This window comes from Synechococcus sp. CBW1107 (assembly GCF_015841355.1).
GTDB lineage: Bacteria > Cyanobacteriota > Cyanobacteriia > PCC-6307 > Cyanobiaceae > Regnicoccus_A.
In genome coordinates this window covers 3113455-3138545 of sequence record NZ_CP064908.1, presented here as the reverse complement: position 1 = coordinate 3138545, position 25091 = coordinate 3113455, and the positions used below count along the sequence as shown (strand labels likewise).

Here is a 25091-nt window from a genome sequence, read left to right as displayed (position 1 = left end):
ATGAAGATCTCCACTATTCTCGATCACATCGACAGCGGCCACATGGCCCTGCCCGAGTTCCAGCGGGGCTACGTGTGGAATCGTGACCAAGTGCGCGGGTTGTTCGACTCCCTCTACAAACGCCATCCCGTCGGCGGCTTGCTGGTATGGGCCACGGAGTCTCGGACCGCCACCCATCGCGGTGATGGCCCGCTGGCGGCTGGTGTGGTGAAGCTTCTGCTCGATGGCCAGCAGCGTATGACGTCCCTCTATGGCGTGGTGCGCGGCAAGCCTCCCAAGTTCTTCGATGGCAACGCCCAGGCCTTCACTGGGCTCCGCTTCCATCTCGGGGAGGAAGTGTTTGCCTTCTACCAGCCGGTGAAGATGAAGGACGATCCGCTCTGGATTGATGTCACCAACCTGCTCGGCATGGGCAGCGCCGGCCTCGGCCAGTTGGCAGCCGAGTTCGGCCAGAACCCCGAGTTGTCTCCCAGGGTCGGCGAATTCATCGGCCGTCTCAGCCAGCTTCTGGGAATCACCGAAATCGACCTCCACATCGAAGAGGTCACCGGCGCCGACAAGACACTCGACGTGGTGGTGGACATCTTCAATCGCGTCAACAGTGGCGGCACCAAGCTCTCCAAAGGCGACCTGGCCCTCGCCAAGATCTGCGCCGACTGGCCGGAGGGTCGTGATGCGATGAAGGCCAAGCTCAAGGAGTGGAGCGACCACGGTTACAGCTTCAACCTCGACTGGCTGCTGCGCTCGGTGAACACGGTGCTCACCGGTGAGGCCAAGTTCCTCTACTTGCACGACAAGAGCACCCCCGAAATCCAGGACGCCCTCAAGCGCGCCACCAGACACATCGACACTTGCCTCAACCTGATCGCCGGCCGTCTCGGCCTCGATCACGACCAGGTGTTCTTCGGGCGGTTCGGCATCCCCGTGATGGTGCGCTACCTCGATCAGCGCAGCGGCCCCATGGATGAGGTGGAGCGCGACCGGCTGCTGTTCTGGTTCGTGCAGTCCGGTATGTGGGGTCGCTTCTCGGGTTCCACGGAATCGTTCATCGATCAGGATCTCGCCGCCCTCGAAGCCGAAGACGCCGGGCTGGAGCGCCTGCTGGAGCAGCTGCGCCTCTGGCATGGCGGGCTACGGGTCGAACCCGGGCACTTCACTGGCTGGAGCCTCGGAGCCCGTTTCTACCCCGTGCTCTACCTGCTTACCCGCATGGGCGAGGCCCGGGACTGGGGCACTGGACTGCCGCTCAAGGCCGGCATGCTCGGCAAGATGAGCCGCCTGGAGGTGCATCACATCTTCCCCAAGGCGCAGCTCTACAAGGCCGCCTACCGCAGACCAGAGGTCAACGCCCTGGCCAACTTCTGCTTCCTCACCAAAGACACCAATATCAAGATCACCGATCGCCTGCCGGAGGTGTACTTCCCCGAGATCGAGGCAGCCCATCCAGGTGCCCTGGCCTCCCAGTGGATCCCCCCCGATCCAGAACTCTGGAAGCTCGAGAACTTCCGCTCCTTCCTGGAGGCCCGCAAGGCGTTGCTAGCAGCCGAAGTGAACGCCCGGCTGGAGGAGCTGCTGCATGGAGACACCCGCTGGCTGTCCGGCCCCGCGGCCGCCGTGCCTGCTCCAGGCGCCGAGACACTCGGTGGCATCACCAGCGAGGAAGAAGAAGCCGAGCTGATCCGTCTCAATACCTGGATGGGTAACCAATCCCTGCCCCTCGGCACCCTCGCCTACGACTTCGCCGACCCAGCCACCGGCGAGCAGCGCGCCGTGTTCGACCTGGCCTGGCCCGCAGGAATCCAGGAGGAGCTCAGCCAGCCCGTGGTCGTGCTGCTCAACGAGGAGCCCGCCACCCTGGCCCTGGCCAGCGCCGCCGGGTTCCGCTGCTTCACCTCCCCTGTCGCCTTCCGGACCTATGTGGAGCGAGAGATCCTCAGCCTGGAGGCGGTGCCATGAGCGGGCTGGGTTTTGAGCGCGCCACCCAAAACCGGGTGATCAAGCTTTTCGATGAAAAGCTCAGCTACCGATATCTCGGTGACTGGAAAGACCGCACTGGGAACAGCAACATCGAGGAAGACATCCTCACCGGCGTTCTCCAGCGTCGCGGCTTTAGCCCAGCCGAGATCAGTGGCGCCTTATATCAGCTCAGAGGGGCGGCGGATGTAAGCCAGAAGGGCCTCTATGAAGCCAATCGGCAGGTCTACTCGCTGCTGCGCTACGGAGTTCAGGTCAAAGCTGCCGCCGATCAGCCCACCACAACAGTTTCCCTGATCGATTGGCATAACCCAGAGGCCAATGATTTTGCCATAGCCGAGGAAGTAACTCTCAGAGGGCCACAGGAGCGGCGTCCAGACCTCGTTATCTATATCAATGGCATTGCCATCGGCGTGATCGAGCTCAAGCGCAGCCGTGTCAGCATTGGCGATGGCATCCGCCAGAATCTTTCCAATCAAAGGCCAGAGTTCAACGCCTGGTTCTTTGCCACCAACCAGCTTGTGTTCGCCGGCAATGACTCTGAAGGTCTTCGCTACGGTGCCATCGAGACGCCAGAGAAATATTTTCTCAGCTGGAAGGAAGACGAAGCCGACAACAGCCACCTGAAGCTCGACAAGTACCTGCTCAAGATCTGCCGCAAGAACAGGCTGATCGAGTTACTGCGCGACTTTGTTCTGTTTGATGGCGGCATCAAGAAACTGCCACGGGTCCATCAGTACTTCGGCATCAAGGCTGCCCAAAAGCATGTTCAGGAACGTCACGGCGGGATTATCTGGCACACCCAAGGCAGCGGCAAGAGCATTGTGATGGTGCTGCTGGCCCGCTGGATCCTGGCCAACAACCCCAATGCCCGTGTGGTCATCGTCACTGATCGCGATGAGCTGGACAAGCAGATTGAAGGTGTCTTTGGTGGTGCCGGTGAAACCATCCAACGCAGTAGCAGCGGCAAGGATCTAATGCAGGCCCTAGGTCAGCCCACACCCAGGCTGCTCTGCTCTTTGGTGCACAAGTTCGGCGTGCGCGAGGTCGATGACTTTGAGGCCTATCTCGAAGAACTTCATGCTCAGCCAAGCCCAGCGGTAGGTGAACTCTTTGTTTTCGTGGATGAATGCCACCGCAGCCAAAACGGCAAGCTGCACCGTGTGATGAAGGCCTTGCTGCCCGATGCCGTCTTCATTGGTTTCACCGGTACCCCTCTGCTCAAGAAGGACAAGGCCACCAGCCTGGAGGTTTTTGGTGGCTACATCCACACCTACAAGTTCAGTGAAGGCGTCGAAGACAAGGTCGTTCTTGATTTGGTGTATGAAGCCCGTGATATCGATCAACGCCTCAGCGCCCAGGAACGAGTCGATCAGTGGTTTGAGACCAAAACAGCCAATCTCAACTCCTGGCAGCAACGAGAACTGAAGCGCCAGTGGGGAACGCTCCAGAACATCCTCAGCTCCAAAGCGCGGATGAACCGGATCGTCAGTGACATTATCTTCGACTTTTCTCTGAATCCGCGTCTAGTCAGCCAGCGCGGCAACGTCATCCTCGTAGCTTCCAGCATCTATGAGGCTTGTCGCTATTTCGAGCTGTTCAATGGCACGGAGCTCAAGAACAAGTGCGCCGTGGTCACCTCCTATGACCCCAAAGCTGCTGATGTGAGCAAAGAGGAGGTGGGCGCCAACACCGAAACCGACAAGCAATTCATCTACAACACCTATAACCGACTGCTCATTTCCATTGCCCTACGGCCGGGCATGAGCCGCACCGAGGCCTATGAAGAGAGTGCAAAGGATCTGTTTATCAACCAACCGGCGCAGATGAAGCTGCTGATTGTGGTTGACAAACTGCTAACGGGGTTTGATGCCCCGTCCTGCAGTGTCCTCTACATCGACAAGTCGATGCAGGACCATGGCCTATTCCAGGCGATCTGCCGCACCAATCGTCTAGATGGAGACGACAAACCCTATGGGCTGATTGTGGACTACAAGGATCTTTTCAGGAAGGTCGAAAATGCCATTGCTGTCTACTCCAACGATGATCTCGATCATTCGTCTGGTGATTCCGATCCCGAAGTGCTCCTACAGGATCGTCTCGAGAAAGCAAAGGAACGCCTGGACGACGCTCTCGAGCAGGAGGCACTGCTCGCCGAGCCCGTTGCGCCACCCATGGATGAACTCGCAATCCTCCACCACTTTTGTGGCAACACCGAGAACTCCTCGGATCTAGAGGAGCGAGAGCCTCTACGCATAGCGTACTACAAGACTGTTGCCGAGCTGACCAGGGCACATGCCGCTTTGGCCAATGAATTAACAGATGCTGGATATACCGCCAGCGAGGCCACACGCATCACCCAACAACGAGATAAGGCACTCGACTGGCGTCAAGTGATCCGCTTGGCAGCGGGTGAAAATCTCGACCTCAAGGCCTACGAAGCCGACATGCGCTTCCTAATCGATGCCTATATTGAAGCCGATCAGCCACGCAAGATCTCTGCTTTCGACGACATCGGCCTACTGGAACTGATCGTCAAGACGGGAGTAGCTCAGGCCATCAACCAAAGCTTTGGTAAGTCGAGCAGCAACAAGAAAGCGGTCCAGGAGACCATTGAGAACAACATGCGCCGCACAATCATCAGCGAGCGGGCCCATGATCCCGCTTTCTATGATCGGATGTCGCAGGTACTTGATGAGATCATCCGGTTCCGCAGGCAACAGGCTGATGTTTACGAAGAGTACCTACGGAGGGTCGCTGAACTAGCCCGCCAACTGCACCAGCAAACTGCTGATAGCACTCCGGCTCAATTAGATACCGCTGGAAAACGTGCCATGTGGAACAACCTAAATGGCGACCTCGATCTGGCACTCCGAGTTGATAGCACTGTGCGGCAGGTCAGGCCTGACGGTTGGCGCGGCGTCCAGGCCAAAGAGCAAGTGATCAAGGCTGCGCTGTACGGCCTTCTTCAGGACGCTGCGGAGGTTGAACGGCTGTTTGAGGTGCTTGTAGCGCAACCCGAGTACTGATGACGCAGTCTTACCCCAGTCATCAGTTGCTGATCGGTGTTGTGCCCGTAGAGGTCACAATCAAGCCAATCAAGCACCTTCACCTTTCAGTAGTTCCACCAAATGGGGCTGTGAGGATTTCAGCGCCGCAGAGCATGAGCCCCGATCATGTGCGCGCCTACGCGATCGGCAAACTGGGATGGATCCGGAAACAGCAAGCTCGACTTTCAGGTCAGCAACGCGAGAGTCCCAGGCTGGTGGTGGAGCGTGAGTCCCATGCCCTGTGGGGTCGCAGGCTGCTGCTGCATATCGAGGAGGTGAATACCGCACCCAGGGTTGAGGTTCACCCCCGAAATTTGATCATGTTCCTCCGGCCTGGATCCACCCTTGAGAAACGTCAGCGCATCCTTGCAGCCTGGTACCGCAACGAGCTGCGCAAGGAGGCAACAGGCCTGATTGATCACTGGCAGCAGCGGCTGGGTGTACAGATGAACAAGCTCTTCGTTCAAGCAATGAGCCGCCAGTGGGGCAGCTGTAATCCATCCACAAGGAACATCCGCCTGAATACCCAGCTGGCCCAGAAGCCCCGGTCATGCCTCGACTACATCGTTCTGCATGAGCTGGCCCACCTGAGTGTTCCCACCCACGGAGAGGAATTCGTTGCATTGCTCGATTCCTTGCAGCCGGACTGGGAAGAGCGGCGGCGACTGCTTAACGATCTCCCTCTCCTTGATGGTTGACGCAATGTTTGAGGGTTGTCTTTGCCCTGATCACGGCTTTTCCAGACGACGTCACCGTTGAACCACTGACCTGTCTGCATAGTCGACCAGGCCTGGAAATCCTGATGCAAGTGATGTCGCGAAGTGGGTCGCCACCAGGCCGTCAAACACCCACCTAAATCCCTCGTCCAGTCCTCGCGCTGCGTCAAGGATCAGGCCATGCGCCCCTGCGGGGCGTCCTTGCCGCGGCGCTGCGGCAGGCCGTTGGGGGTGGGGTTCTCCGCCGTCCTCCAGATGGCTTCCCTCTCTTCTTCCCCCTCTGGGCACAAGCAGCAGTCCCCAGCTCTCAGCCGTTCTGACCTGCGTGCCCGTAATGCCCTGGTGCTGGAGCACCTGCCCCTGGCCGATGCCATTGCCTCCGCCACCGCCCGGCGCCTGTTCCCGCTGGTGGAGCGGGAGGATCTGATCCAGGTGGCCCGCGAGGCCTTGGTGCGCTCCGCTCCCTGCTGCAGAGCAGGCGAGCCTGCTTGGCCCTATCTACGCCGCTGCATCGCCGGGGCCCTGCAGCACCACCTGCGCGATCGCGTCCGCCTGGTGCGCATCTCCCGCCGGGAGCACGAGAAGGGCACCTGCCCGCTGGGGCACAGCAGCCTCGATGCCACAGCCGATGGCGAGCAATGCCTGCTGGAGCAGCTGGCGGCTCCCGCCGCTGAGCCGTCGCTGGATCCTTCCCTCGCTGGGCACGCCTTGGAGCAGCTGGTGGAGCAGCTGCCGGCGGCGCAGGCCACGGCCCTGAGGCTCACCATCCTCGAGGGGCTCTCCCTGCGAGCCGCCGCGGCGCAGCTGCAGATCAGCCCGATGGCCGTTCAGCGGGCTCAAAAGAAGGCCCTCGCTGCTCTCCGCCAGCAGCTGGTGGGGGCGGGCTGAGGCCCCCACGGGGTTCCCGCCAGGCCCGTGGCAAGAGCCAGAGGACCCGCCGCCCTCTGGCTTGATGAACCCCCTGCTGCGGCTGCTCGGAGCAGCCGCTTCCCATGGCCTGCTCACCGGCCAGCTCGTCTTCTCAACCGCGTTCGTCGGTGCCTGCGAGCTTCCCAACTGGATCCAGGCCCCCCGCCAGGTGAATGCCTGCCTGGAGCGCTGGATGACGGTCAGCGCCCTGTTCTTCCCCTCCGGCATGCAGACCGCGGCCGCCAACAACCAGACAGCTCTGGCTCCCGGCCGACGGGGGGTGTTCCGATGAGCTGTCCCATCCCTGCTGGCGACTACGTCAAACATTTCGATCCCGCGCTTCCGCACCACCGGGCCTGGTTGCTGGCGGTGCTGGAGCAGCTGGTGTCCCATGAGCCCCAGGCCCTGGAGGAAGGCGGCACCCTGAGGCGCCTCTGGACTTCCCATCAGCTCGGGGTTGCTGCGTCCCCGGCGCCATCACTTCCGGTCCGATCACCGTCGCCAAGGCCTCCCAGCCGAACCAACCCACTGCCGGTGCCCTGGTTTGCCCAGCTCGATTCCGCCACCGATCAGGGCCGGCGCATGTGCTTCTCCTCCAGCTGCGCCATGCTCCTGGCCTTCCTCAGGCCCGGCTTGCTCACCGGGCCGAATGGCGACGACCAGTACCTGGCCCGGGTCCACCAGTTCGGCGACACCACCGATCCGGCGGCCCAGATCAAGGCCCTCGCCAGCTACGGCATCACGGCCAGGTTCAGCAAGCAGGCCAGCTTCTCCACCCTCGAGCAACAGATCGCCGCCGGCATTCCCGTGCCCTGCGGCTACCTGCACCGCGGCCCGGTCAGCAGCCCGGCCGGCGGCGGCCACTGGCTGATCGTCGTCGGCATCAGGCCATCCCAACTAATCGTGCACGACCCGTTGGGGGAGGCGGATCTGGTAGACGGCACCACCCTGGGCGGGAAGGCGCGCTTCTGTCGCTACAGCCGCCGGAACTTCGGGCGGCGCTGGATGGTGGAAGGAGAGGGCACGGGCTGGGCGGTGCTGGCGGAGGGCTGAGGCGGGTGCCGCGCAGCGCCTGGGTCGGGGGATCTGCGGCTGGTGGCCCCTCTGGGGTTCGCCCCTCTGGGGTCCGCTCCTCTGGGGTCTTGCGCCGGGCCTCTCCACGCTATGGCCCTCCTGATGTCGGGCCATGGCTGGGATCGGTCCCGTCGCTGCGCCCCCTGGCGCCCTACATCCATGGTTGTCACGGCCGCTCCCTCCCCGTTCTGCTCGCCTGAGGAGGATCCGTTCCTGCTGCTGCAGTCCACCCTCCGCTGCGTGGAGCGGATCCTGCAGCGCTCCGCCGGCCGGCCGTTGCGCCGCACCTGGATTGAGTTCCCCTATGGGGAGGAGGAGATCACCCTGCTGGAAGAGGAGGTGCTCCCCGCGATCCAGCAGTGTCTGCAGCGGGTCGATGAAATCGATGCCGCCCTGCAGGGGGAGCAGGAGGCGCGGATGGCGATGCCGCTGTGATCGCCAGGGCCTGCCGGGAGCCCTGATCCCGGCTTCTTTCCTGCATCGAGGGTCAGGTGGGACGCGACCAGTGCCCCCCCCCGGCAGCGGCTGGTGCGCTCAGGACGCAGGCAAATCCGGTGACGGTCTGGTTGAAGGCCCCGGTAGGTGCTGGCCGGCCGGGCCGGCGAACGCCGCCTGGGCCTGCACCGGCGCGGGCCGGCCGGCAAGGGCTGACGTGAATCCCTCGCAGGCTCGGGCCCCTTGCCGGCCGTCTCCTTGCCGGTGCGATTCGGCCCGGTCGTTCGCCTTCCCGGCCATGGCCTCCCTCTCCCCCTGCTGGCCCTGCTGCCCCATCCGCATCGTCTCGGTGCATTTGCTTGATGCCGCCGGCCAGCTGCTGCGGGTGCTGTTCCTCGATCGCGAGGGTCACATCAGCCCCCAGCCGCACTACGTGCCCCGCACCGAGGCGCTGATCCTGGCCTCGAATCAGCAGATCGTGCTCGGGACCCAGGCCCAGGTGCGGGTGCTCTGAGGCCCCATGCCCCTGCGGCTCAGGCCTCTCGGGGCCTGGCTCGCAGGGGTTTGCTGCATCGGCAGCGAGGCGACATCGAAAACTGAGCCACCCGGCGGTTGACCCCATGGACAGGGCGCATCGCTGAGGGTATGCGACTGCAGCGAAGCCGGATTTTCTCTGGCCATTGGCCTGGCAGCGGATGGCTCCGACTCGATGGTCCTCGGGGTGCCCGGCCGAGTCCGCAGGCCGCCCCAGGATCCGCGCCGCGGCAAGGGTCAGGCCTGGCTCGCCGTTTGTCGTAATGGGCGCTGTCGCGCCATCGGGATGTGGCGAGCCCTTGACCGGCGGCGCGGATGGGGGCGGGGTCCTGCGTCCCCTCAGCCGTGGCCCCTGCCGAGTCCCATCGCGCTGCCCTCAGCTTCCCGAGCAGCAATGCCAAAACAGGGCCGATCGCCGTCTCCAGCACCAGCCGGCTCACCTGCCCCTCCTCCTGCCCCCTCGCCGGGGATCAGGGCTGCTACGCCGAGGCTGGCTTCCGCACCCGCCTGCAGTGGGATCGGCTCAGCCGGGGCGAGAGCGGCCTGCCGGCGGCGGCTTTCATCAAGCAGGTGCTGGCGCTGCCGGCCGGGATCCTGTTCCGCCATTGCGTGGCGGGCGATCAATGGCCCGAGCCGGCCAATCCGCTGCGCATCGATCAGGGCCTGCTGCTCCAGCTGGCCAAGGCCACACGCCACCTGCGGGCGGCGTGGTCCTACACCCACTTCCCCATGGGCCCCGCCAATCAAGCCACCCTCCGTCTGGCGGCGGCCCAGGGCCTGGTGATCAATGCCTCCACCGAGTCCCGCTCCGTGGCAGCGGGGCTGCAGCGGCAGGGCATCCCGGTGGTCTGCGTCGTGCCGCCCGATGCGCCCGCAGTCTTTCGCCATCAGGGCGTGCGGTTCGTGGCCTGCCCCGCCAGTCGCCGGGGGAGAGGCGGGCGCAAGATCCAGTGCATCAGCTGCGGCGGCCGCTGGGGCTTGCCCCTCTGCGCCGTGGCCGCTCGCTCGTTCGTGATCACCTTTCCGGCCCATGGGGCGCTGGCGGCGGCTGCGGCCCACCACTGCAGCTGAGCTCTCGGGCCGGCTGGATGGAGGTCCAGCAGTGGAGCGCTTGGGCTCTCCATGCCGATTGCTCAGGGATCTGGCGGAGCCTGCGTACATCGCCACAACCATCAAAGTCCGCCTGGGCTTCCTGTAGGGGGAGGACTGATGCAGCGATCAGCCGGCATCGTGGGGGGAGTCAGACAGCGTCAGGAGCCGTGTTCAGCGACATCCCCAATCCCCCGCTCGAACTCCAGGAGCTGCGGCTCAAGCTCAGGGAGGTACTGGCCAAGATCGGCTACTGCATGGCGGCCGGCATGGGCACCGACGAGCAGGTGCTACGTCACGACCTGAGCGTCGAGTTCCCCGATGAGGGCACAGAAGCCAGGCTGGCTCAGCTGGCGGCCGCCCTGGAGAGCATCGCCGATGAGGCGGAAGTTTCCGCCGTGCAGGCGGTGTGCGAGCACGTGCTTCTTCCTGATCCGCCGGTCACCTCCTGAGGATCCCGTCAGTCGGCGATCAGCATCTGAATCTCAGCTCCAGCAGCGATGCCTGCCAAAGCATGGTGAATCGCTGCTTCCGGGCACTGCTGATGCTCAAGCCAGGCGTTCTGCAGGTCGATGCGCGTTACCCGGTAACCCTGCCGGCGGGCAGCCAGCAGCAGGTCCTGGGGGCTGCGGCATTGGCGCAAGGTCTGCCGCATCTCTTGACTGGCTTCCGCATCAGCCACCAACCGTTCCAGTTCAGGCCAGCTCATGCCCTTGGCTCCAGTTACCCGCACGATGGCGTGAGAAGGGGGCTGGAACCATGTTCCGCGGAGCACATTGCACCACGGCCCAGATGCCGACTCACCTCAGCCGTGATTCGTGGTCGATGGACGGGATAGCTAGTGGGCTGTCCGCGGCGGTCTGGGATGGTCGGCTGTCGCCAATCTCAGATCGTCACCTCAATAATTGCGCGGAGTTCGTCCTTCGTGAGCGTCGCCAACTCCCAGAAGCCGTGCTCCCACGGCCTCAGAAGGCCCCTCCTGACCAAGGCATCAAACAGTCGCTCGGCCTGTTCGGGTGTCGCATCAGGGCCGATGTCGTACGCCAGGCTCACGAGCATGTCCGGTGGGCGCAGGAACGTTGCCATGGTCTGGTGGTAGCCGATCAAGACGTCGGCGGCCCTTCCCATGCTGCGGCGCTCGCGCAAGGGTTCCACGAGCTGGCCGCCACAGGACCCGATTGCCCTTGGGACGCGACTGCATCGGGTCCTGGCCAGCCCTTGCGCGGCGCCGCCTCTGGGTCGGGTCCTCCGCCGTTATGGCCATGGCCCAGGTCCAGGTTCTCCACGATGTCCTCCAGAGCGGGATCCGCTGGCGCGTCACCCTCCATGCCTCCGCTGATGGGGGCTCCTTGGTGCGCTTTGAGAAAAGCGGCAAGGGCGGGCGGCTGTTGCATCAGGAATCTGCCCAGTGGAATCGGCTGGCTGGGGGCTTCCTGCTGCCCCGCGAGCGGGTAGCGGGCGGGATGGTGCCCAAGTATCTGGTGGAGCGCATTGAAGCCATCCTGCGGGGGGCGCCCCTGCCGGCCAGGCGAGCTGAGCGGGAGCAGGTGCGTGGGAGGTTGGTGCGAGCCCGGTAGGGGCCTGCCGGGTGAGCTGCAGATCCCCGCCTGTCCGTCACTCGGCCTTTCATCCAGGCCGTGCGCGACAGGCTGCGGCGATCAGGGCCCATAGGATCTCCAGCTCTTGGAGGGTGTGCAGTGGTCCAGCCCGATCAGGTCATGGCAACACGCGGCCCAGGCGGTGAGCGGGATTATGCGTTGTACGCCATGCTGATCAGCCCTGGTGGGAGGCGATCGCTGTTCATTGCCGATCGATTACCAACACTGAGGGAGGTGAACATAGCCTTTGCTCATGTGTGGCAGGGCCTTGGCCATGAACAGGGCTATTTGCTTGCCGAAGTGGTCGATCCGGTTGTCCTTGTCAAAAGCACCGGTGCTCGCCTTCTGGATCGACTGTTTGCTGCGATTGAGCCCTGGCTTGCTGGTGGTGCAGATCCGTTGGCGGCGTTGGGGGACATTCTGCTGACAGTGCAGGCCTGCAGCGTGACCTTGGAGGTGGAAGGTGATGTTGATCTGAATTGGCGCCGCCTGAGTGCAGAAGGATTCCAGCCCGCCTTCCGGCGCCTTGGCAGTCATGAGCCTTACGACCCGCGCCAGCTGCTGAAACGCCAGCCGCGCAAGGGTGACGCCAAAGGGTTCCGCTGATGCCCTGAAGATGAACCGGCAGCTGCATATCGGTGTTGATTGGTTCTCCCCCAGGGGCGGACAACGCTCACCTCACGCCCCCCCGAGGCCAGAGCAACCCTGTGGTCGGCCTGGCCAGGGCGCCGCTGCCATCATCCCCATCTCCCCCACCACCGGAGCTGGAGAGCAGGGGCCCCTGCTGCGGATGCTGCTTGGTGCCGGCGGCACTCATCGGCGGGAAGTGGCGGATGAAGTCCGCCGTGCCGGTGATCAGCTGCAGACCCTGAGGGGGAAGGCTGCTGATGAAGTGCAGCTCGTTGCATTCCCGCCAGTGGCTCAGGGCCAGGGCGGAACTCCAGGGGTTGACCTCGTTGTGGCTGGTGCCGGTGGGCAGCCACAGCCACACATCCCGCTCGCTGGAGCGCTGCCCCAGCTGCAGCATCACCCCATCGGGCCTGGTCACCTTACCGAAATGGGTGCTGGCGCCTCGGATGGTGGTGGAGCCGATGAACAGCGGCGCCGGCAGCTGGATCAGCGGTGGCGGTGAATCAAAGAGCCCTTGGGCCTGGAGAGTGAAGTCGTAGTGGCCCAGGGCGATGCCGCTGCGCAGCTGGTGGCCGTTGGCGGTGATGCTCGCGCCGATCGCCGAGGGAAGGCCGGCAAAGCGATTGCCCGAATAGCCGTGCAGCACCACCTGCCCGTAGAACTGCTTGCTGGTGCGGGGGAAGACGGCGATCGAGTTCCAGCCCGTGGTGCCGGGGCTTTTGTAGAGGGCATGGCAGCTGTCGCGATGCAGGTCATCGTTGCCGCCATGGGTCTTGAGGGCCCAGCAGAAGAACTCCTTGCCGGGGGTGGTGTCGCGTGCGATCAGCAGGATCGCGCCGATGGCGGTGGCCCCGGTGAGGGTGCTGTCGACATACGCCAGAGCGGTGCTGTTGATGGAGGAATTGTTGTAGGAGCCGTAGCCGCCGTTGCTGGTGTTGTTGGTGAAGGTGCTCGCCAGCGCGTTCCCGAAGACCGCACTGCTGCTGCTCTGCGACTCCCCTTGCGCTGTGGTGCTCTCGGTGAGGAACCAGAGGTGCGCCGGTTCAACGGGGTGCCCCAGCTGCCAGGTGTAACCCCAGCGGTTGGCGGTGGCATCGGCATGGGAGCGGATGACCGAGAGGGGGGTGCTGGCGTTATCAGGGTGGTCGTTCACCACGGCGGCGAAGGCCCGTAAAGCGGCATCGAGCTGCAGGCCCACCCCGGCGGGGTCCTTGCTGGTCCACTTCCAGCTGCCGGGCGCAAAGCTCTGGCAGAACACCTGATAGGTCATGGGGGTGTCTCCTTGGTGCGCAGCAGCAGGCCATGGCCGCCGATCGCCAGCCACTCGCTGCCATCGGGTGGCTTGAAGTAGCTCATCGCTGCGCTACTCAGATTCACCGCCGCGAAGTCGGGCGGCAACAGCAGCGGCTCCCAGAACTGGGCCGGTTCGTTGGCGCTCTCGTAGTAGCTCCAGTCAGTGGTGGCGATCACCAGCTCGGCGGGCTGGCGGATCATCACTGGTGTCGTAAAGCTGTCGCGCAGCAGGGTGCGGGAGCCTGAGGGCTGGCCGGAGCGGACGTTCCAGCTCACCGCCCGCAGCCCATCGCTGGTCGAGGGCGGAGAAGCCGCCAGGATCCAGTGCCCGGACACCTGATCGCGGGCAATCAGCAGTGGCACCGCCTGGCGGTTGGTGTAGCGGTGCTGGCTGTAGGCAAAGACGAAGTATTCAGCGCCAGGTGCCAGCGACCAGCCCACCTGCGCGTTGAAGGGCAGCGGCGTGGTGCTCCAGGTGCCGCTGGTGTAGCCCACGTCTCCAGCGGGGTACACCCAGCCCTGTTCGGTGTCGGCGCCCACGTAGGGCTCGGTGTTGCCGATGCCCGGGCGAATCTGAAGGGTGGTGCCGGTGAGGAACACCTCCAGCAGCAGCACCGCCGGATCCCCGCCTGGGGTGAGCTGCGACAAGGTCGCTTCCAGGCGCCAGCCGCAAGGGTCCGTGGCGGTGGCCTCGGGGTTGGGGGCCGTGACGATGCGCAGCTGGTGCTGACTCACCTGGGCATTGGCCGCGCTGAGCCAGCTCTGCAGATACCCGTTCACCTCGGTGGCGACAGAGGGCCAGGTGGTGTCGGTGCCGAGGCGGCTGATGTCGATCAGGGTGCGGCTCATGGCGCAAGCACCACGGCGGTGACGGTCAGAGCAATGGCGGCCTGGGCGGTGCCGGTGTTGCGCACCACCGCCCGCAGCAGTGGCGCCGCCGCAGGACTTTCGGTTGAGAAGTAGGTGCCGCCCGGCGGAGCAGCAACCGTGAGGGATGCGCTAGTGGTCACCAGATCGAGCAGCACCCCGCTCCCCGGAGTCGGGTCCTGGGTGATGGGGCGGCTGCCATCGGCCTCGCGTGCGCTAGCTGAGCTGTAAAAGCTCACCCAGCCCGGCGCATCGGTGCTGACGGCCAGGAAATGCCCCAACCGCCCCAGGCCCGGCAGATCGAGCAGGGCACTGGCACCTGGCAGCAGGGGCGTGGTGGTGGCGCTCACGCTCAGCCGCTGGCCGGGAACTTGGGTACGCGGCAGCCAGTTGGCCATCAGCCGGTTCCCATCAGCAGCAGAGGGTGGGGCAGAGCATCAGGGCAGCACCTGGATGCGGCGGATGGCCCGCACCTGGGTGCCTGAGGCGATCGTCTTGCTCTCGGCGAACTGATCACCCAGGTAGGTCATCCGCAGGTAGGCGGTGCCGCTGGCGGCCTGGGTGGAGGTCCAGTGGAAGAAGGGATCGTCGCCGACGTTCTCGTCGAAGTGCTTGAGCGTCTCGGCGCCACCAGCGCGGAAGGCGAGCACGGAGGTGAGGGCGGGATTGCTGTCGGTGTAGTTGCCGCCCGCCGGCACCGCATAGGGGTTGGCGCCATAGCCCGCCCCCGAATAGGTGCCGTTGGCCGTCGCCTCCGGTTTGAAGGACCGATACAGCACATCCCACTCCTGGGTGGCGGGCAGGTACCAGTCGTCGTAGCCGCCGATGTTGAGCGAGCGGCAGAACTGCGCGGCCGGATGGCTGGCGTTGTTCATCGCCTCGCTGTTCGCCCAACCGTCGAACACGCTCGTGGTGCCGGTGCTGGCGGTGTTGGCGGTCTTCCAGGCCACGTTCAGCAGCGAGCCGGCGGCCTTGGGCGAAATGATCAGCGCATGGGTGGCCACGCCATTGGCGGTGTGGCTGATCAGGCCGGCGTAGTAGCCGCCCTGGAAGGAGCTGCCGATGGCGGGCAGATCGGCCACGCGGATCGGGCCGAGCTGATAGACGGTGCCGGTGAGCAGGTCGAGGTAGAGGTCGCCATCGACGGCACCAGGGATGTTCAGCGGTGGAGCACCGCTGCCGGTGAACCAGCCCGTACCGCGAGGACCGATCAGGCCATCGATGCCGGCAGGTCCCTGAATGCCCTGGGGCCCTTGCGGCCCAGCCGGGCCCTGAGGCCCTGTCGCCCCAGCAGGGCCCGCCACACCCGCAGGGCCTTGCGGGCCCTGGATCGAGCCGCCATTCACCCAGCTGTTGGTGCCGCTGTCCCACACCCGCAGCGAGTCGTCGGCCTGCACCAGGTAGGCATCGCCCTGTGCGGCATTGGCGGGCAGGTTGGCGATCGCCGCCACCGAGCCCTTGAAGTTGATGCCGATGCCGGCTGGACCTTGGATGCCCTGCGATCCGGTCGGACCAGCCGGACCAGAAGGGCCAGCGGGACCCTCGGGGCCCTGCAGACCGGCCGGGCCCTGGGGTCCCTGGGGGCCAGCAGGCCCCTGGTTGCCCTGAACGCCGGGAGAGCCCTGCGGGCCGGCGGGGCCCTCAGGACCGCGGATTGAACCGGTGGAATTCCAGGACCCCATGGCAGCCAGACGGGTGTTGCGTCATCGGCTATTGCCAGGGAGCGGGATTGTCCCCATCGGGGGACGGCCAGGGCTGGCAGGGTCCGAATAGAGGTGGAGTGTTGCCGAGGCAGGCAGCGCCTCCCCAGCCACCTGCTGATCCAGACCGGCGACGCTGGGCGCGTGCAGTCCCGCGCCCCAGCTTCTCCAAGCCCGGCCCCAGCCTCCTGTCTTCCCTTCCGGAAGGCAGGGGCCTTACTGCAGCTCGATCGAAACCGTCAGGCCCAGAGGGTTGCCGGAGGCCGCCGTGACCTGCAGCCATAGCCAGTGACCAGCGGGAAAGATGGGGCTCTGAAAGCTGGTGCTCGCGCTGCCGGTGGTGGTGCTGGTGACGGTGATCGGATCCGTCGTGGCGACTGTGCCAGCAGCGGAAACGTCGGCGCCATGGCGCAGCGAGAAGGAGACGCTGGGGCTGGTGCCGCCGCTGAGTACGGCATCAACGCGGCTGATGGTCTGGGCCTGCGGTGCCCGCAGCAGGATGCGCCGGTCATTGGCCTGGGGGCTGGGCATCGAGAGCACCAGCGGTGTCATCGGCCCTGGCGGTCCGAGCAGTGAGGCGAGCTGACGCCAGGAGAGGGGCACGGAGCAAAGGCGGCGACGTCACTGGCTTTTGCCAGTTGCCCAGGGGCTGGGCTCCCCCAACTCCGAGCGAACTCCTAATCGACGCCAAATTTGGAGTTGCGCTCAGCGCTGCTCCAGGAGCTGGCCGAGTCGCTGGGAAATCAGCTGCAACTGCTTCTGCTGACGCTCGTGCAAGCCACCAGGGGACTCTGGCCGCTCTTGGTCGTAGAGCGCCAGCAGCAGTCCCTTGCTGCGCTCTGTGCTGCTGCAACCCACCGGGCAGAGCAGCAGCATGCCGTTGCCCGTGGCCACGGAACGCACCGCCATCGGCAGAGCGCCGGATTCGTCGCTGGCGCACAGGCCCAGGGCAGCGTGACCCAGGGCCTCGGCCATCTCGACGCCGAGCAGCGGTTCTTGACCCGGCCTCATCCCCAGCTGGTTGCTGCGGCCATCGGCTGCCAGCACGGTCACGCTGCTGCCGCCGTTCCACTGCAAGAGGGCCAGGGTGTGCAGGCCCGAGCGGTTGGTTTCAATCGCAGTGCGGAGCAGCGTCTGCACCTGGCCCTGGCGGGCACGCACCTGCTCCTGCAGGCTCTGGGCCTGCGGAGTGGCCATGCGTTTGGCCAGCTCCGGCTGCAGGGTGATCAGCAGCCAGGCGGTGTAGAGCACCAGGCCGAGCAGCACGATGCGCGAGAGGCGATAAAGCAGCTGCCAGGGACCCTTGGCATCGAGCACCTCGCCCACAGCCTTCTGCAGGGCATCGCTGGTGGCACGGGTGAACACCTCCACCCGTTCCGCCAAGCCCTTGTTCGTATCGGGCACGGCGATCAAGCGGAAAGTTCGTAGACCTGCCCGCTCAGCCGGTCCAGGTAGAAGTCGCCCACGGCCGGTGGCGGCTGCAGGGTGGTTGGTGGTGGGCCGTCGCCGGAATACCAGCGGGTGGCCCTACTGCCGACGCCTGATTCCTGCACCACCGCCAGGGCCGGCTCACCGCTGCTGGGGTCCGGCAGGAAACCCAAGCCACCATTCGGGTGGATCCGTAGGCGCCAGACCACGGCATGGCGGCCGTCGTAGGGCTCACCGGTGATGCCGCCGCTGGGGATCAACGGCTGGATCACACCACCGGTGCCGCCGCCGCCGTCGCGGTTTTTCAGCAGTTGCTGGGGTGGCACCGGGCAACCCACCAGGGCGACGCGGAGGGTGGCGATCAGCATCCCCAGCTGCACCTGCACGGTCACATCGGCCCGCTGGGCGTAGACGTGCCGCAGCCGCGGCGCCTGCCTGGAGACCGCGGGCCAGGGCACCACGTTGCTGCTGCCGTCGCCCCAGGTCACCGAGATCGGTGTGGGCACCGTGTAGCGGGGGTTGATCAGCAGCTCGATGGCAGCCGAGCCGATGGGTTCGTTCCAGCGGCTGTCGGCCGGCAGCCAGAAGAGTTCGAGGTCATCGGCAGGGATGGGGCCCTTGCGGTAGCCCAGCTCGGCCCAGCGGCTGAACTCCATCGGCAGCACCCACTGCTCTAACCCTGGGCAGCCGACGGGTGGAAGCAGCCGTACCCGTTGACCGCCCACGGTGCTGGGTTGCTGGGGCAGGGGGTAGGGCATGGCCAGCAGGGGATCAGATCAGCGGGTCGTCGAAGAGGTCATCCGGCAGGGCGGTGAGAGCGAGTTCTGCATCGGGCGATGGATCAACAGCGAGGTCGGGATCTGGATCCGGCTCTGAGCCGCCAGCAGCAGGGGGTTCAGCGTCCTGCTCCTGTTTGCTGAGCTCTTTGCCGCTTGCATCGCTGTCGCTGTTATCGCTGACGGTGCCGGCGCCGGTGTCAGCCGGTTCCACGGGCAGGGCCTCGTCCTTGCGGCGCCGGCCTCGGCGACCGCGGGTTGATGCAGGTTTTGCATCATCCAGCTCCAGCAGCTCGGATGCAGCCGCGGCGATGGGTGCTGGCGGCTCTGCTGCGGCGCCCCCAGCCGATGACGCTCCGGCTGTGGCCTCGGCCCCGGCAACCCGCCAGCCGAGCCCCAGCCAGCCGGGCAGGTGCACCGGCCAGACATAGCGCTCCTGGTTGCCCAGGCGGATGCGCAGCATCCCAGCGGGAAGCGGACCCTGAGCGGCCATTCCCGTCATCTGCGGTCCTGTCATGGTCAGGCCGGCAGGGTGGCGGTCAGGCCGACGACCATCCCCTCAGGGGTGGAGGGGGTGACGACGGCCTTGGCAAAGCAGAGCGCCGGCAGGTCGGCGTTATCCACATCGGCTGTGTCCAGCAGGATGTCGTGGCCGCTGATGTAGGCCTCCACCCGGCCGCCCTCGGCAGGCACCGCGACGGTGGCGACAGGGACAAAGGTGCCCATCGTTCCGTCGCGGAGTTCGGGCGCCAGGTGCAGCACCACCGTCACCGCATCGCTGTGGCCCGGGTGAGAGACCAGCAGGGAGAACTGGGAGGCGGCATCGAGCTTGGTGTTGAGCTTGACCACCTCACCGCTGGTGAACACCTTCTCGGTGTCGCGGGTGGCGGAGCGGTTGGTCCAGCCCACCAGCACCGTGGCGGCATCCAGCAGGGCGTTGGCTTTGAGGCGTGTCATCGGTCGATCTCCAGTACGGAAGGAGCAGAAACAGCAGTGGTCGAGGTCCGAAGGGCCAACTAACGCAGCCCCAGCCCAGTCACAAAGGGGCCCCTGGCCTCTCAGGAAATGGGGGCGATGCTGTGCAGGCGGCCTGCAGCGCGGGGGTGCATGACGCCAAAGCCCACGTACCAATCGATCCGGGTGCGGAACACAGGCGCATCCGGCACCTCACCCAGGTCCCGCACCGAAATCCCATAGCGGCCCTGGAACGGCCCCTGCAGGCCGGTCACCGCCTGGTCGCCAAAGGTGCAGCAGTAGATCGAACTGGTGCCGCCCGCCTCGCCGTAACCCAGCACCTCCAGGCCCTGGGCGTCACGGTCGACGGTGAGGATCTGGCACTCCTGGTAGTGATGCACCATCACCCCCAGGTTGTTGGTCGAGACGTTGTAAACGCCCTGGCCAACGGTCTGGCGGGCGAGGGCGTTGAGCTGGCGGCGCATCGCCTTGCTCATCACCAGGTACTTCCGGCCGCCGTAGGAGTTCACCGAATCGATCAGCTCATCGAGCTTGTCGAAATCGAGCGCCCCGCCACCGTTGTTCAGCGCCATCTCGGTGCCTGGGGAAAGGCGCTTGGCCAGCCCGTCAAAGCCTCGGCCCTGGCTGGCGGTGGCATCACCGTTGATCAAGGCAGCCTCCAGGGTGAGCCGCATCGAGCGGACCTTCATCTCGGTCTGAGCCGCCCGGGCCTCGGGGCCCTGCAGGTCAACGATCGAGCGGTCCACATCCACGTCACCCCCAAAGAGGTGCACGGCCTCGGATTGGGGATCAACGACCCCGTAGCTCTGCTTGTAGCCCTCGTTCACCGCCCGGAAACCCACTGAGGGGAGCTCCTTCTCGACGGAATAGAAGAGGCCGCCGCCGGCGATGTTCATGAACGGCAGCCAGCTGAGCAGTTCGCCCTCAGCGAAGGTCTTGATCACCGCCAGGTGCTCCAGGCGGGTCTCGTACTTGGCTGCCTCGATCAGGGTGAGGCCCATCGGTGCTGCACTCCCGGGGTCCGGCCCCAGATCACGTCACCGGCTATTGCCATGGACCAGATCCTTGGGGTGTCAAGCAGAGTTGATCTGCTCCGAGCCTCGTTTCGGGCCGCTTGGTCCGGTGGCGTTTGCTCAGGCCTGCAGTGTCCCGGCCAGCGCGGGCGCGCACCCATCACCAGTGGGGCCACCTGCGGCAAATGCGCCGACCTCCTCGGTGATGACCTGGAAACCCGTCGGCTCATGCGCCCCGAAGGACCGCAGGAAGGGCACATCGGCAGCATCGCGGCCACGGCCGATCAACACCCTCCCGCACCGAGGAAAGTTGTGGCGGGCATCAAAGACGTACCAGCGATCCTGCAGGAACACCTCGAACCAGGCGGAGAAATCCACCGGTGCCTCTCCGCGGGCGATGCCGGTGTAGCCGAGATAGCCCGTGCAGTAACGGGCGGGGATGTTGAGGCAGCGGCAAAGGGTGATGGCCAGATGGGCGTAGTCACGGCAGACCCCAGCACCAGAGGCAACGGACTGGCTGGCGCTCTGATGCAGCTGCGAGGCGGAGTAATCAAAGCGGATGCGCTCATGCACCCAGTCGCAGATGGCCTGCACCAGCGGCCAGCCAGGTGTGATCCCCGCGAAGGTGCTCCAGGCCAGCTCCATCAGCGCCGCGGTGTCGCAGTAGGTGCTGGCGTTGAGGAAGCGATAGGCGTCGATCGGCAGGGCCTGAATCGGACACTGACGCACATGGGGGAGCACCGGATCGGTGCAGTCCGGAACCTCGATCGTGGCGCTATAGCTCAGGCTGGTGCTTCCTGAGGGGGCCAGAAGACGACACCAGCGGTTGCCTACCTGATCGGCAAGCACCTCGTAGCTGCGATCGGGCAGCACCTGCAGCTGTTCCGCCGCGACGAGGTCTGGCGCCAGGCTGCTGTGGACATGCACCAGCGTCAGCAGGGGTGTGGCGGGCTCACAACGCAGGTCGAGCTTGCAACCGATGCTCAGATGCACGGGGGCGAGGGTGGCATGAGAGCTGTCTTGATGCTGTTCGAATAAGACGGCGATCGGCAGACCAGCAGGCGCCAGGCCAGGAAGTCCTGATCAGACGAGGTGGCTGGTTTGCATTTGCCTGACCGTGCCCGATTGGGCTGCAGATCGAATCGCCGTCGATCTGGGGGCCTGCGTGTCGTGAGGGCTACTGATGCAACGGCGTCTCCGAACAAGGAACGTCCACCAGCTCCTGAACGGGCTCCGCTCCGGCCCTCCTCATGGTCGGGGGGCGCGTCAAGGGTGATACGAGCCCGCCGCTGGGTCGTTGGCTGCGCTGCGCTCCGCTTCGTTGTGGTGGACGGGCCCTTGACCCGCCCCCCGCCGGCTGAGGGGTCCTACGCGGAGCCCTCCCATGGCCCCTCTGTCCCGCAAAGCTCAGCTGCAGCAGTTCTCCTGGCAGGTGCTGGAAGATCTGGCTTTCTGCAGCGGGCGCTGGCCACGGCTGGCTGAGCTGGCCTCACAGGTGCTGTTCGAGCAGCAAGCAGCCGCCCCGGCCATGTCGGTCGATCCAGAGCTGGAAGCACTGCTGCCCTTCTGAGGGCCAGGGCCAGCAGCCGGCGGGGCTCCCCAGGGCCCTGCCTTCCTGCTGGTCGCGAACACCAGCAGACACCGCAAGAGGCCCAGTGGACCTGGCAGCCCAGGAGGCCCAGCGGACTTGGCAGGCCACCGATCCACCGTATGCCGACCCAACGACCGAGCTGGCGGGGGTTCAGCACGCGCGGGGCCGGAGGCCTCACGGTCGGCGAGGGGGAGAAAGGGGGCACCGCTGCCCCAGCCGTCTCGCCCTGGCAAGGATCGGGCCAGGCGCCACTGTGTGGCGTCCTTGCCAGGTCGCTACAGCCGGGGCCTGACGCGGGTGTCCCTCGCCTCCTTCGTGATGGCCTCCTCTTTCCCCCGCTGCGAGATCCGCCAGCTGGCGGTGTTCGTGTATCCCGGCGGAATCAAGGCGCATGATGCCGAGCGCATCACGGTCTTCTATGGCCGCCGCGGCCTGCCGGTCAAAAAGCCCCGCTTCATTCCGGCGCAGCTGGCCCATCAGCTGGCCCGCAAGCTCCAGGCCAAGCGGCTCGGCACCGTGGCGGTGCTGTGAGCCGCCTGGGCTGCGGCCCCTTGTCCCGGTGGGCCTGCCGGCCCCCGGGGCTTTCAGCTGACTCAGCGCACCGACTCACTCCGCTGCCAGCTGCGCTCCAGCTCCGCCCGATAGCGCTCGATTCCCCAGGCGCTGCGACGCATCTGACGGTTGATCAGCCGAGTCACCTTCCAGGCCTTGAGCCCCATGCCGCCAGCGAACACCAGCCAGGGCACCAGGAGCCAGAACGGATGGTCCATCAGACCGGCAGCGGCGTCCTGGCCTTCGTACAGCGTTTGCTCTGCTGGTGTTGGCGGACGGTCCACTGGTTGCCCTTGATCGCCACACCGCAGTGCTCGCAGATCGTCACCGGCCGACTTCTGCACCACTGCTCGGGTCGCTCACCCACCAGCTCGCGGCGGCTGGGGTCGATGCCCCTGCCCTGCTGGTAGCGGGTGAGGGCTGGTGCCGTGGTCACGAAGCCCGTCTCCAGACAGCGAAACAGCAGGGATTGCCCCCGCAGGTTCTGGACGTTGAAGGTGGTAGCCGTCATCAGCGCAGGGTCCGCTGCCACCACCGATGGTGGCATGAGCTCCCTATCTCCACCACTGGTGGCGGGCAGATCGGGATGCTGCCACGAGACCCGATCAAGACAGCAGGGCCAGAGGGAGGGGGGATTTCCCAGAACCTGAAAAATTTCCGAGGCACCCTGCGCCGCTCCTGGAAACAGGGGGAATACCCCCCCCCGAGCCTGCGTTCTTCTATGAGGAGCTACGGGGCTCTCCAAGGAGTTGCAGGAAGCTGATTTTGAAACGCAAATTATGAGGAGAATTCGCGATTTTTTTCGCGTCAGTTTCTCCCCTTTTGAGGTGTTGATCGTTTGGCCGGCTGTGTTTTCCGGGCTCCGGGCAGTGACGGGGTTGATCGGCTCGCGCGTCAGCGGAGGCGGGGTTGTTTGGTTGAGCGCTGAGCTGCTTGCTCCGCCGCATCCATCCGCCGCGCGACAGCACTGGCCCAGCGGCGGCCGGGATCACCGCCCCAGCCATCCCAGGCCTGCCGGCCCTTGCCGTAGCTCTCCCAGCTGGAGCCCTGCTTGTCGACTTCGTGGCGAGCGAAGTAGCTCACCATCCGATCAATCGTCTGGGGAGAGAGCTCCTGGCGATGGAGCAGCTGCCGGGCTCGCGCCAGCCCCACCGGCGTCATGCCCCGGTTGGAGGGCGGCTGCTGGGCCCGGCGCTCCAGGGCACGGCGGGCGGCAGCAGCCACGAGCTCCGGCGGTCGGAAGGAGAGGCCGGCGTAGAAGCTGTGGGGTCGCCTTGCCATCGACTGGTCTCAGCGCCGAGCCCCGCGGCCATTCACCGCGAAGGACGCCCGATAGAGCTCAGAGGCCGACATCGCCTGAGGGTTGATCGGCTCGCCGTTGCTGCCGATGCCCGACACCGTCAGGCCTCCGGCGGCCTGCATCCCGGCCGGGCCCCGCTGCTGGAACAGGAAGCCGTAGACGGGGTGCACCCGCATCTGATCGAGGAACTCGGTGGTGGTCATCGGACGGCCGTCATCACCCAGCAGCGGCTTGCCCTGGGAGTCGAGCGGTTCGAGCACGTCCTTGCAGTCACCGCCAGTGGTCAGGCGGAAGCAGGTGCCCAGCTGGCCTTTGAAGATGTCGAAGAACGTGCCCCTGGCATCGCCACCCGTGCGGCCCTCGGCCTGGGAGAAAGCACGCTCCAGCAGGCGGTCCTTGCGCAGCTGCAGGATCTGCTGCTTGGCCTCGTCGCGCTCAGCGGCGACGGCGGCCACCTTCTGGGCGGAAGCTTCTTCCATCTGCCGTTCGCGCAGCTCCATCTGCTGCTCGAGGATCTGCTTCTGCCGTTCGGCCTCCTGCAGGCGGGCGTACTCCTCGGGGTTGATCTCCGAGAAGCGGTTCAGCTGCTGCCGCAGGGTGCGGATTTCTTTTTCAAGCTGGTTGCTCTTGCGCCGTTCGGCCCGCAGGGGCTCGGTGAGGCGGCTGTCGTCCGCAGGTGGAGCACCGGCCTCGGATTGAGCAGCGCCGGAGCTGTCGCCGCCGCTGGCAGCAGTGCCGCCCTGGCCGCCGGCGCCGTTGGAGTCGCCCGAGGGACCACCAGTGGTCGTGGTCTCACCGGGCTGGCCGGTGGCGGCGTAATTGTCGTCAGCGCCCTGGCCGCTGGAGGCGGTGGTGCTGGAGGTGGAAGAAGCAGTGGCAGTGGCCATGACCCATCGCGGCTGTCGTGGAGGAGCACCCCGTCCGGGCTGTGCTCCTCAGCTATTGCCAGCCATCGATCTGTGAGGAGAACGCAGTGGAGCACAGCCGAAGGAGCCCGAGCTGCCTACGGTCAACCGCAGATGCCTGCCCCCCGTGAAGCGCCTGCTCTCGATTGCGTTACTCGCCGCAGCGGTGTTGGGAGGCAGCGGTGCCATGGCCTGTGAGAAGCACCTGAACGGCCACCAGAACAGCAGCGACACCAACACCGAAGGCGCCAAGAAGTAGGGCCTCTTTCGTTCTGAGCAGTTGAGTCAGCCCCGCGACAGTTCCAGCTGCCGCGCCAGCCACAGCTCCACGTCCTCGTAGGTGTAGCGAACGAGACCGAGAAGGCGGCCAACTGCCCCCGGCTGGGGGAGGGGAGCAGGCCGTGGGTGCGCAGCTCAGTCAGCGGCCCCAGCCAAACGGCCCCGAAGCATGGGGTGAGCAGCGCCGGGGTCGTGGCAGACACCGGCCGGATGCCACTGGTGCTCCAGGCGATGTCCGTGGCTAACCAGTCCCAGGGCTGGGACGGTGTCAGCGGCAGCACGGCGCCGCGGGTGAGGTAGCCCTCGTAGGTGAAGTCGCCGGTGTCGAGGCCTGGAGCGTTTTCCTTGCTGGAGATCCCCCGCAGGCGCTTGAGGAATCCCTCGAACAGGAAGCGGCCGGTGC

The 25091-nt window shown here is 65.6% G+C and carries 32 protein-coding genes; 15 read left to right on the top strand and 17 right to left on the bottom strand.

Annotated features, from left to right (window positions below):
* The 10 genes from I1E95_RS16355 to I1E95_RS16310 all read left to right on the top strand — a co-directional run bounded on the left by I1E95_RS16355 (position 1) and on the right by I1E95_RS16310 (position 10233).
* Entirely contained in the window at positions 1–1956 is a 1956-nt protein-coding gene (locus tag I1E95_RS16355) for a DUF262 domain-containing protein (RefSeq protein ID WP_197164068.1), read from the top strand.
* Positions 1953–5003 (top strand): type I restriction endonuclease subunit R, encoded by a 3051-nt coding sequence (locus I1E95_RS16350; RefSeq protein ID WP_197164066.1) that lies wholly within the window; start codon positions 1953–1955, stop codon positions 5001–5003. Before I1E95_RS16355 ends, I1E95_RS16350 begins: the two co-directional genes overlap by 4 nt.
* Before the next feature lie 134 nt (positions 5004–5137).
* The gene (locus tag I1E95_RS16345) at positions 5138–5722 is read left to right on the top strand and encodes a M48 family metallopeptidase (protein ID WP_231594721.1); all 585 of its coding nucleotides are present in this window, start codon (positions 5138–5140) and stop codon (positions 5720–5722) included.
* A gap of 273 nt (positions 5723–5995) precedes the next feature.
* Positions 5996–6628: a sigma-70 family RNA polymerase sigma factor gene (locus I1E95_RS16340; protein ID WP_197164062.1), complete on the top strand. Its 633-nt coding sequence runs from the start codon at positions 5996–5998 to the stop codon at positions 6626–6628.
* Between the two features lie 64 nt (positions 6629–6692).
* Positions 6693–6941 carry a hypothetical protein gene (locus I1E95_RS16335; protein WP_197164060.1) on the top strand — a complete coding sequence of 83 codons (249 nt, stop codon included), beginning with the start codon at positions 6693–6695 and terminating at the stop codon, positions 6939–6941.
* Positions 6938–7702, top strand: coding sequence for a C39 family peptidase (locus I1E95_RS16330; RefSeq protein ID WP_197164058.1), 765 nt, complete (start codon positions 6938–6940; stop codon positions 7700–7702). Before I1E95_RS16335 ends, I1E95_RS16330 begins: the two co-directional genes overlap by 4 nt.
* 180 nt (positions 7703–7882) lie before the next feature.
* A complete protein-coding gene (locus I1E95_RS16325; protein WP_197164056.1) occupies positions 7883–8158 on the top strand; it encodes a hypothetical protein in 276 nt (91 codons plus the stop codon).
* A 298-nt stretch (positions 8159–8456) separates the two neighbouring features.
* Positions 8457–8672, top strand: a complete 216-nt coding sequence (locus I1E95_RS16320) for a hypothetical protein (RefSeq protein WP_197164054.1) — start codon at positions 8457–8459, stop codon at positions 8670–8672.
* Between the two features lie 365 nt (positions 8673–9037).
* Positions 9038–9763, top strand: coding sequence for a hypothetical protein (locus I1E95_RS16315; protein ID WP_197164052.1), 726 nt, complete (start codon positions 9038–9040; stop codon positions 9761–9763).
* Positions 9764–9951: 188 nt separating this feature from the next.
* Complete coding sequence (locus tag I1E95_RS16310; RefSeq protein WP_197164051.1) at positions 9952–10233, top strand: hypothetical protein; 282 nt, start codon at positions 9952–9954, stop codon at positions 10231–10233.
* Between the two features lie 8 nt (positions 10234–10241).
* On the opposite strand, the gene I1E95_RS16305 is transcribed toward I1E95_RS16310, so the two are convergent.
* Both I1E95_RS16305 and I1E95_RS16300 read right to left on the bottom strand, forming a co-directional pair.
* Complete coding sequence (locus tag I1E95_RS16305) at positions 10242–10490, bottom strand: Nif11 family protein (RefSeq protein ID WP_197164049.1); 249 nt, start codon at positions 10488–10490, stop codon at positions 10242–10244.
* Between the two features lie 176 nt (positions 10491–10666).
* A complete protein-coding gene (locus I1E95_RS16300) occupies positions 10667–10927 on the bottom strand; it encodes a hypothetical protein (protein WP_197164047.1) in 261 nt (86 codons plus the stop codon).
* 116 nt (positions 10928–11043) lie between these two features.
* On the opposite strand from I1E95_RS16300, the gene I1E95_RS16295 reads away from it, so the two are divergent.
* Positions 11044–11358 carry a hypothetical protein gene (locus I1E95_RS16295; RefSeq protein ID WP_197164045.1) on the top strand — a complete coding sequence of 105 codons (315 nt, stop codon included), beginning with the start codon at positions 11044–11046 and terminating at the stop codon, positions 11356–11358.
* A gap of 141 nt (positions 11359–11499) precedes the next feature.
* Positions 11500–11985, top strand: a complete 486-nt coding sequence (locus tag I1E95_RS16290) for a hypothetical protein (protein ID WP_231594720.1) — start codon at positions 11500–11502, stop codon at positions 11983–11985.
* Between the two features lie 67 nt (positions 11986–12052).
* Here the strand turns inward: I1E95_RS16290 and I1E95_RS16285 are convergent, their stop codons facing one another.
* From I1E95_RS16285 to I1E95_RS16235, 11 genes are all read right to left on the bottom strand, one after another.
* Entirely contained in the window at positions 12053–13279 is a 1227-nt protein-coding gene (locus tag I1E95_RS16285; RefSeq protein ID WP_197164041.1) for a hypothetical protein, read from the bottom strand.
* Positions 13276–14151: a hypothetical protein gene (locus tag I1E95_RS16280; protein WP_197164039.1), complete on the bottom strand. Its 876-nt coding sequence runs from the start codon at positions 14149–14151 to the stop codon at positions 13276–13278. The genes I1E95_RS16285 and I1E95_RS16280 overlap by 4 nt, the downstream gene beginning before the upstream one ends.
* On the bottom strand, positions 14148–14567 hold the full coding sequence (locus I1E95_RS16275) for a hypothetical protein (RefSeq protein WP_197164037.1): 420 nt from the start codon (positions 14565–14567) through the stop codon (positions 14148–14150). The genes I1E95_RS16280 and I1E95_RS16275 overlap by 4 nt, the downstream gene beginning before the upstream one ends.
* Positions 14568–14606: 39 nt before the next feature.
* On the bottom strand, positions 14607–15851 hold the full coding sequence (locus tag I1E95_RS16270) for a hypothetical protein (protein ID WP_197164035.1): 1245 nt from the start codon (positions 15849–15851) through the stop codon (positions 14607–14609).
* A 234-nt stretch (positions 15852–16085) separates the two neighbouring features.
* The gene (locus I1E95_RS16265) at positions 16086–16472 is read right to left on the bottom strand and encodes a hypothetical protein (protein ID WP_197164033.1); all 387 of its coding nucleotides are present in this window, start codon (positions 16470–16472) and stop codon (positions 16086–16088) included.
* A gap of 102 nt (positions 16473–16574) precedes the next feature.
* The gene (locus I1E95_RS16260; protein ID WP_197164031.1) at positions 16575–17273 is read right to left on the bottom strand and encodes a hypothetical protein; all 699 of its coding nucleotides are present in this window, start codon (positions 17271–17273) and stop codon (positions 16575–16577) included.
* 5 nt (positions 17274–17278) lie between these two features.
* The gene (locus I1E95_RS16255) at positions 17279–18055 is read right to left on the bottom strand and encodes a hypothetical protein (protein WP_197164029.1); all 777 of its coding nucleotides are present in this window, start codon (positions 18053–18055) and stop codon (positions 17279–17281) included.
* 13 nt (positions 18056–18068) lie between these two features.
* On the bottom strand, positions 18069–18590 hold the full coding sequence (locus I1E95_RS16250) for a hypothetical protein (RefSeq protein ID WP_231594719.1): 522 nt from the start codon (positions 18588–18590) through the stop codon (positions 18069–18071).
* Positions 18591–18592: 2 nt separating this feature from the next.
* Positions 18593–19030, bottom strand: coding sequence for a hypothetical protein (locus tag I1E95_RS16245; RefSeq protein ID WP_197164026.1), 438 nt, complete (start codon positions 19028–19030; stop codon positions 18593–18595).
* Between the two features lie 101 nt (positions 19031–19131).
* Positions 19132–20049: a major capsid protein gene (locus I1E95_RS16240; RefSeq protein ID WP_197164024.1), complete on the bottom strand. Its 918-nt coding sequence runs from the start codon at positions 20047–20049 to the stop codon at positions 19132–19134.
* A 132-nt stretch (positions 20050–20181) separates the two neighbouring features.
* Positions 20182–21054 (bottom strand): transglutaminase family protein, encoded by an 873-nt coding sequence (locus I1E95_RS16235; RefSeq protein ID WP_197164022.1) that lies wholly within the window; start codon positions 21052–21054, stop codon positions 20182–20184.
* 391 nt (positions 21055–21445) lie between these two features.
* Between I1E95_RS16235 and I1E95_RS16230 the strand changes: the two genes are divergently transcribed.
* Positions 21446–21631: a hypothetical protein gene (locus I1E95_RS16230; RefSeq protein WP_197164020.1), complete on the top strand. Its 186-nt coding sequence runs from the start codon at positions 21446–21448 to the stop codon at positions 21629–21631.
* A gap of 285 nt (positions 21632–21916) precedes the next feature.
* Positions 21917–22183, top strand: coding sequence for a hypothetical protein (locus I1E95_RS16225; RefSeq protein ID WP_231594718.1), 267 nt, complete (start codon positions 21917–21919; stop codon positions 22181–22183).
* A gap of 62 nt (positions 22184–22245) precedes the next feature.
* Here the strand turns inward: I1E95_RS16225 and I1E95_RS16220 are convergent, their stop codons facing one another.
* The 4 genes from I1E95_RS16220 to I1E95_RS16205 all read right to left on the bottom strand — a co-directional run bounded on the left by I1E95_RS16220 (position 22246) and on the right by I1E95_RS16205 (position 24391).
* Positions 22246–22422: a hypothetical protein gene (locus I1E95_RS16220; RefSeq protein WP_197164018.1), complete on the bottom strand. Its 177-nt coding sequence runs from the start codon at positions 22420–22422 to the stop codon at positions 22246–22248.
* The gene (locus I1E95_RS16215; RefSeq protein ID WP_197164016.1) at positions 22422–22715 is read right to left on the bottom strand and encodes a hypothetical protein; all 294 of its coding nucleotides are present in this window, start codon (positions 22713–22715) and stop codon (positions 22422–22424) included. Before I1E95_RS16215 ends, I1E95_RS16220 begins: the two co-directional genes overlap by 1 nt.
* A 383-nt stretch (positions 22716–23098) precedes the next feature.
* Positions 23099–23485, bottom strand: a complete 387-nt coding sequence (locus tag I1E95_RS16210) for a hypothetical protein (RefSeq protein ID WP_197164014.1) — start codon at positions 23483–23485, stop codon at positions 23099–23101.
* 9 nt (positions 23486–23494) lie between these two features.
* Complete coding sequence (locus I1E95_RS16205; protein ID WP_197164012.1) at positions 23495–24391, bottom strand: hypothetical protein; 897 nt, start codon at positions 24389–24391, stop codon at positions 23495–23497.
* Positions 24392–24536: 145 nt separating this feature from the next.
* Here I1E95_RS16205 and I1E95_RS17155 point away from each other — a divergent pair, with 145 nt between their 5' ends.
* Entirely contained in the window at positions 24537–24668 is a 132-nt protein-coding gene (locus I1E95_RS17155; protein ID WP_254950587.1) for a hypothetical protein, read from the top strand.
* The last annotated feature ends 423 nt before the right edge of the window (positions 24669–25091 follow it).

What these genes read in the sequence shown, in the direction of transcription:
- I1E95_RS16355 (WP_197164068.1), top strand. Translation starts at nt 1, where the DNA reads ATGAAGATCTCCACTATTCTCGATCACATCGACAGCGGCCACATGGCC.
- I1E95_RS16350 (WP_197164066.1), top strand. Translation starts at nt 1,953, where the DNA reads ATGAGCGGGCTGGGTTTTGAGCGCGCCACCCAAAACCGGGTGATCAAG.
- I1E95_RS16345 (WP_231594721.1), top strand. Translation starts at nt 5,138, where the DNA reads ATGAGCCCCGATCATGTGCGCGCCTACGCGATCGGCAAACTGGGATGG.
- I1E95_RS16340 (WP_197164062.1), top strand. Translation starts at nt 5,996, where the DNA reads ATGGCTTCCCTCTCTTCTTCCCCCTCTGGGCACAAGCAGCAGTCCCCA.
- I1E95_RS16335 (WP_197164060.1), top strand. Translation starts at nt 6,693, where the DNA reads ATGAACCCCCTGCTGCGGCTGCTCGGAGCAGCCGCTTCCCATGGCCTG.
- I1E95_RS16330 (WP_197164058.1), top strand. Translation starts at nt 6,938, where the DNA reads ATGAGCTGTCCCATCCCTGCTGGCGACTACGTCAAACATTTCGATCCC.
- I1E95_RS16325 (WP_197164056.1), top strand. Translation starts at nt 7,883, where the DNA reads ATGGTTGTCACGGCCGCTCCCTCCCCGTTCTGCTCGCCTGAGGAGGAT.
- I1E95_RS16320 (WP_197164054.1), top strand. Translation starts at nt 8,457, where the DNA reads ATGGCCTCCCTCTCCCCCTGCTGGCCCTGCTGCCCCATCCGCATCGTC.
- I1E95_RS16305 (WP_197164049.1), bottom strand. Translation starts at nt 10,490, where the DNA reads ATGAGCTGGCCTGAACTGGAACGGTTGGTGGCTGATGCGGAAGCCAGT.
- I1E95_RS16295 (WP_197164045.1), top strand. Translation starts at nt 11,044, where the DNA reads ATGGCCCAGGTCCAGGTTCTCCACGATGTCCTCCAGAGCGGGATCCGC.
- I1E95_RS16290 (WP_231594720.1), top strand. Translation starts at nt 11,500, where the DNA reads ATGGCAACACGCGGCCCAGGCGGTGAGCGGGATTATGCGTTGTACGCC.
- I1E95_RS16285 (WP_197164041.1), bottom strand. Translation starts at nt 13,279, where the DNA reads ATGACCTATCAGGTGTTCTGCCAGAGCTTTGCGCCCGGCAGCTGGAAG.
- I1E95_RS16280 (WP_197164039.1), bottom strand. Translation starts at nt 14,151, where the DNA reads ATGAGCCGCACCCTGATCGACATCAGCCGCCTCGGCACCGACACCACC.
- I1E95_RS16275 (WP_197164037.1), bottom strand. Translation starts at nt 14,567, where the DNA reads ATGGCCAACTGGCTGCCGCGTACCCAAGTTCCCGGCCAGCGGCTGAGC.
- I1E95_RS16270 (WP_197164035.1), bottom strand. Translation starts at nt 15,851, where the DNA reads ATGGGGTCCTGGAATTCCACCGGTTCAATCCGCGGTCCTGAGGGCCCC.
- I1E95_RS16255 (WP_197164029.1), bottom strand. Translation starts at nt 18,055, where the DNA reads ATGCCCTACCCCCTGCCCCAGCAACCCAGCACCGTGGGCGGTCAACGG.
- I1E95_RS16250 (WP_231594719.1), bottom strand. Translation starts at nt 18,590, where the DNA reads ATGACAGGACCGCAGATGACGGGAATGGCCGCTCAGGGTCCGCTTCCC.
- I1E95_RS16245 (WP_197164026.1), bottom strand. Translation starts at nt 19,030, where the DNA reads ATGACACGCCTCAAAGCCAACGCCCTGCTGGATGCCGCCACGGTGCTG.
- I1E95_RS16240 (WP_197164024.1), bottom strand. Translation starts at nt 20,049, where the DNA reads ATGGGCCTCACCCTGATCGAGGCAGCCAAGTACGAGACCCGCCTGGAG.
- I1E95_RS16230 (WP_197164020.1), top strand. Translation starts at nt 21,446, where the DNA reads ATGGCCCCTCTGTCCCGCAAAGCTCAGCTGCAGCAGTTCTCCTGGCAG.
- I1E95_RS16220 (WP_197164018.1), bottom strand. Translation starts at nt 22,422, where the DNA reads ATGGACCATCCGTTCTGGCTCCTGGTGCCCTGGCTGGTGTTCGCTGGC.
- I1E95_RS16215 (WP_197164016.1), bottom strand. Translation starts at nt 22,715, where the DNA reads ATGACGGCTACCACCTTCAACGTCCAGAACCTGCGGGGGCAATCCCTG.
- I1E95_RS16210 (WP_197164014.1), bottom strand. Translation starts at nt 23,485, where the DNA reads ATGGCAAGGCGACCCCACAGCTTCTACGCCGGCCTCTCCTTCCGACCG.
- I1E95_RS16205 (WP_197164012.1), bottom strand. Translation starts at nt 24,391, where the DNA reads ATGGCCACTGCCACTGCTTCTTCCACCTCCAGCACCACCGCCTCCAGC.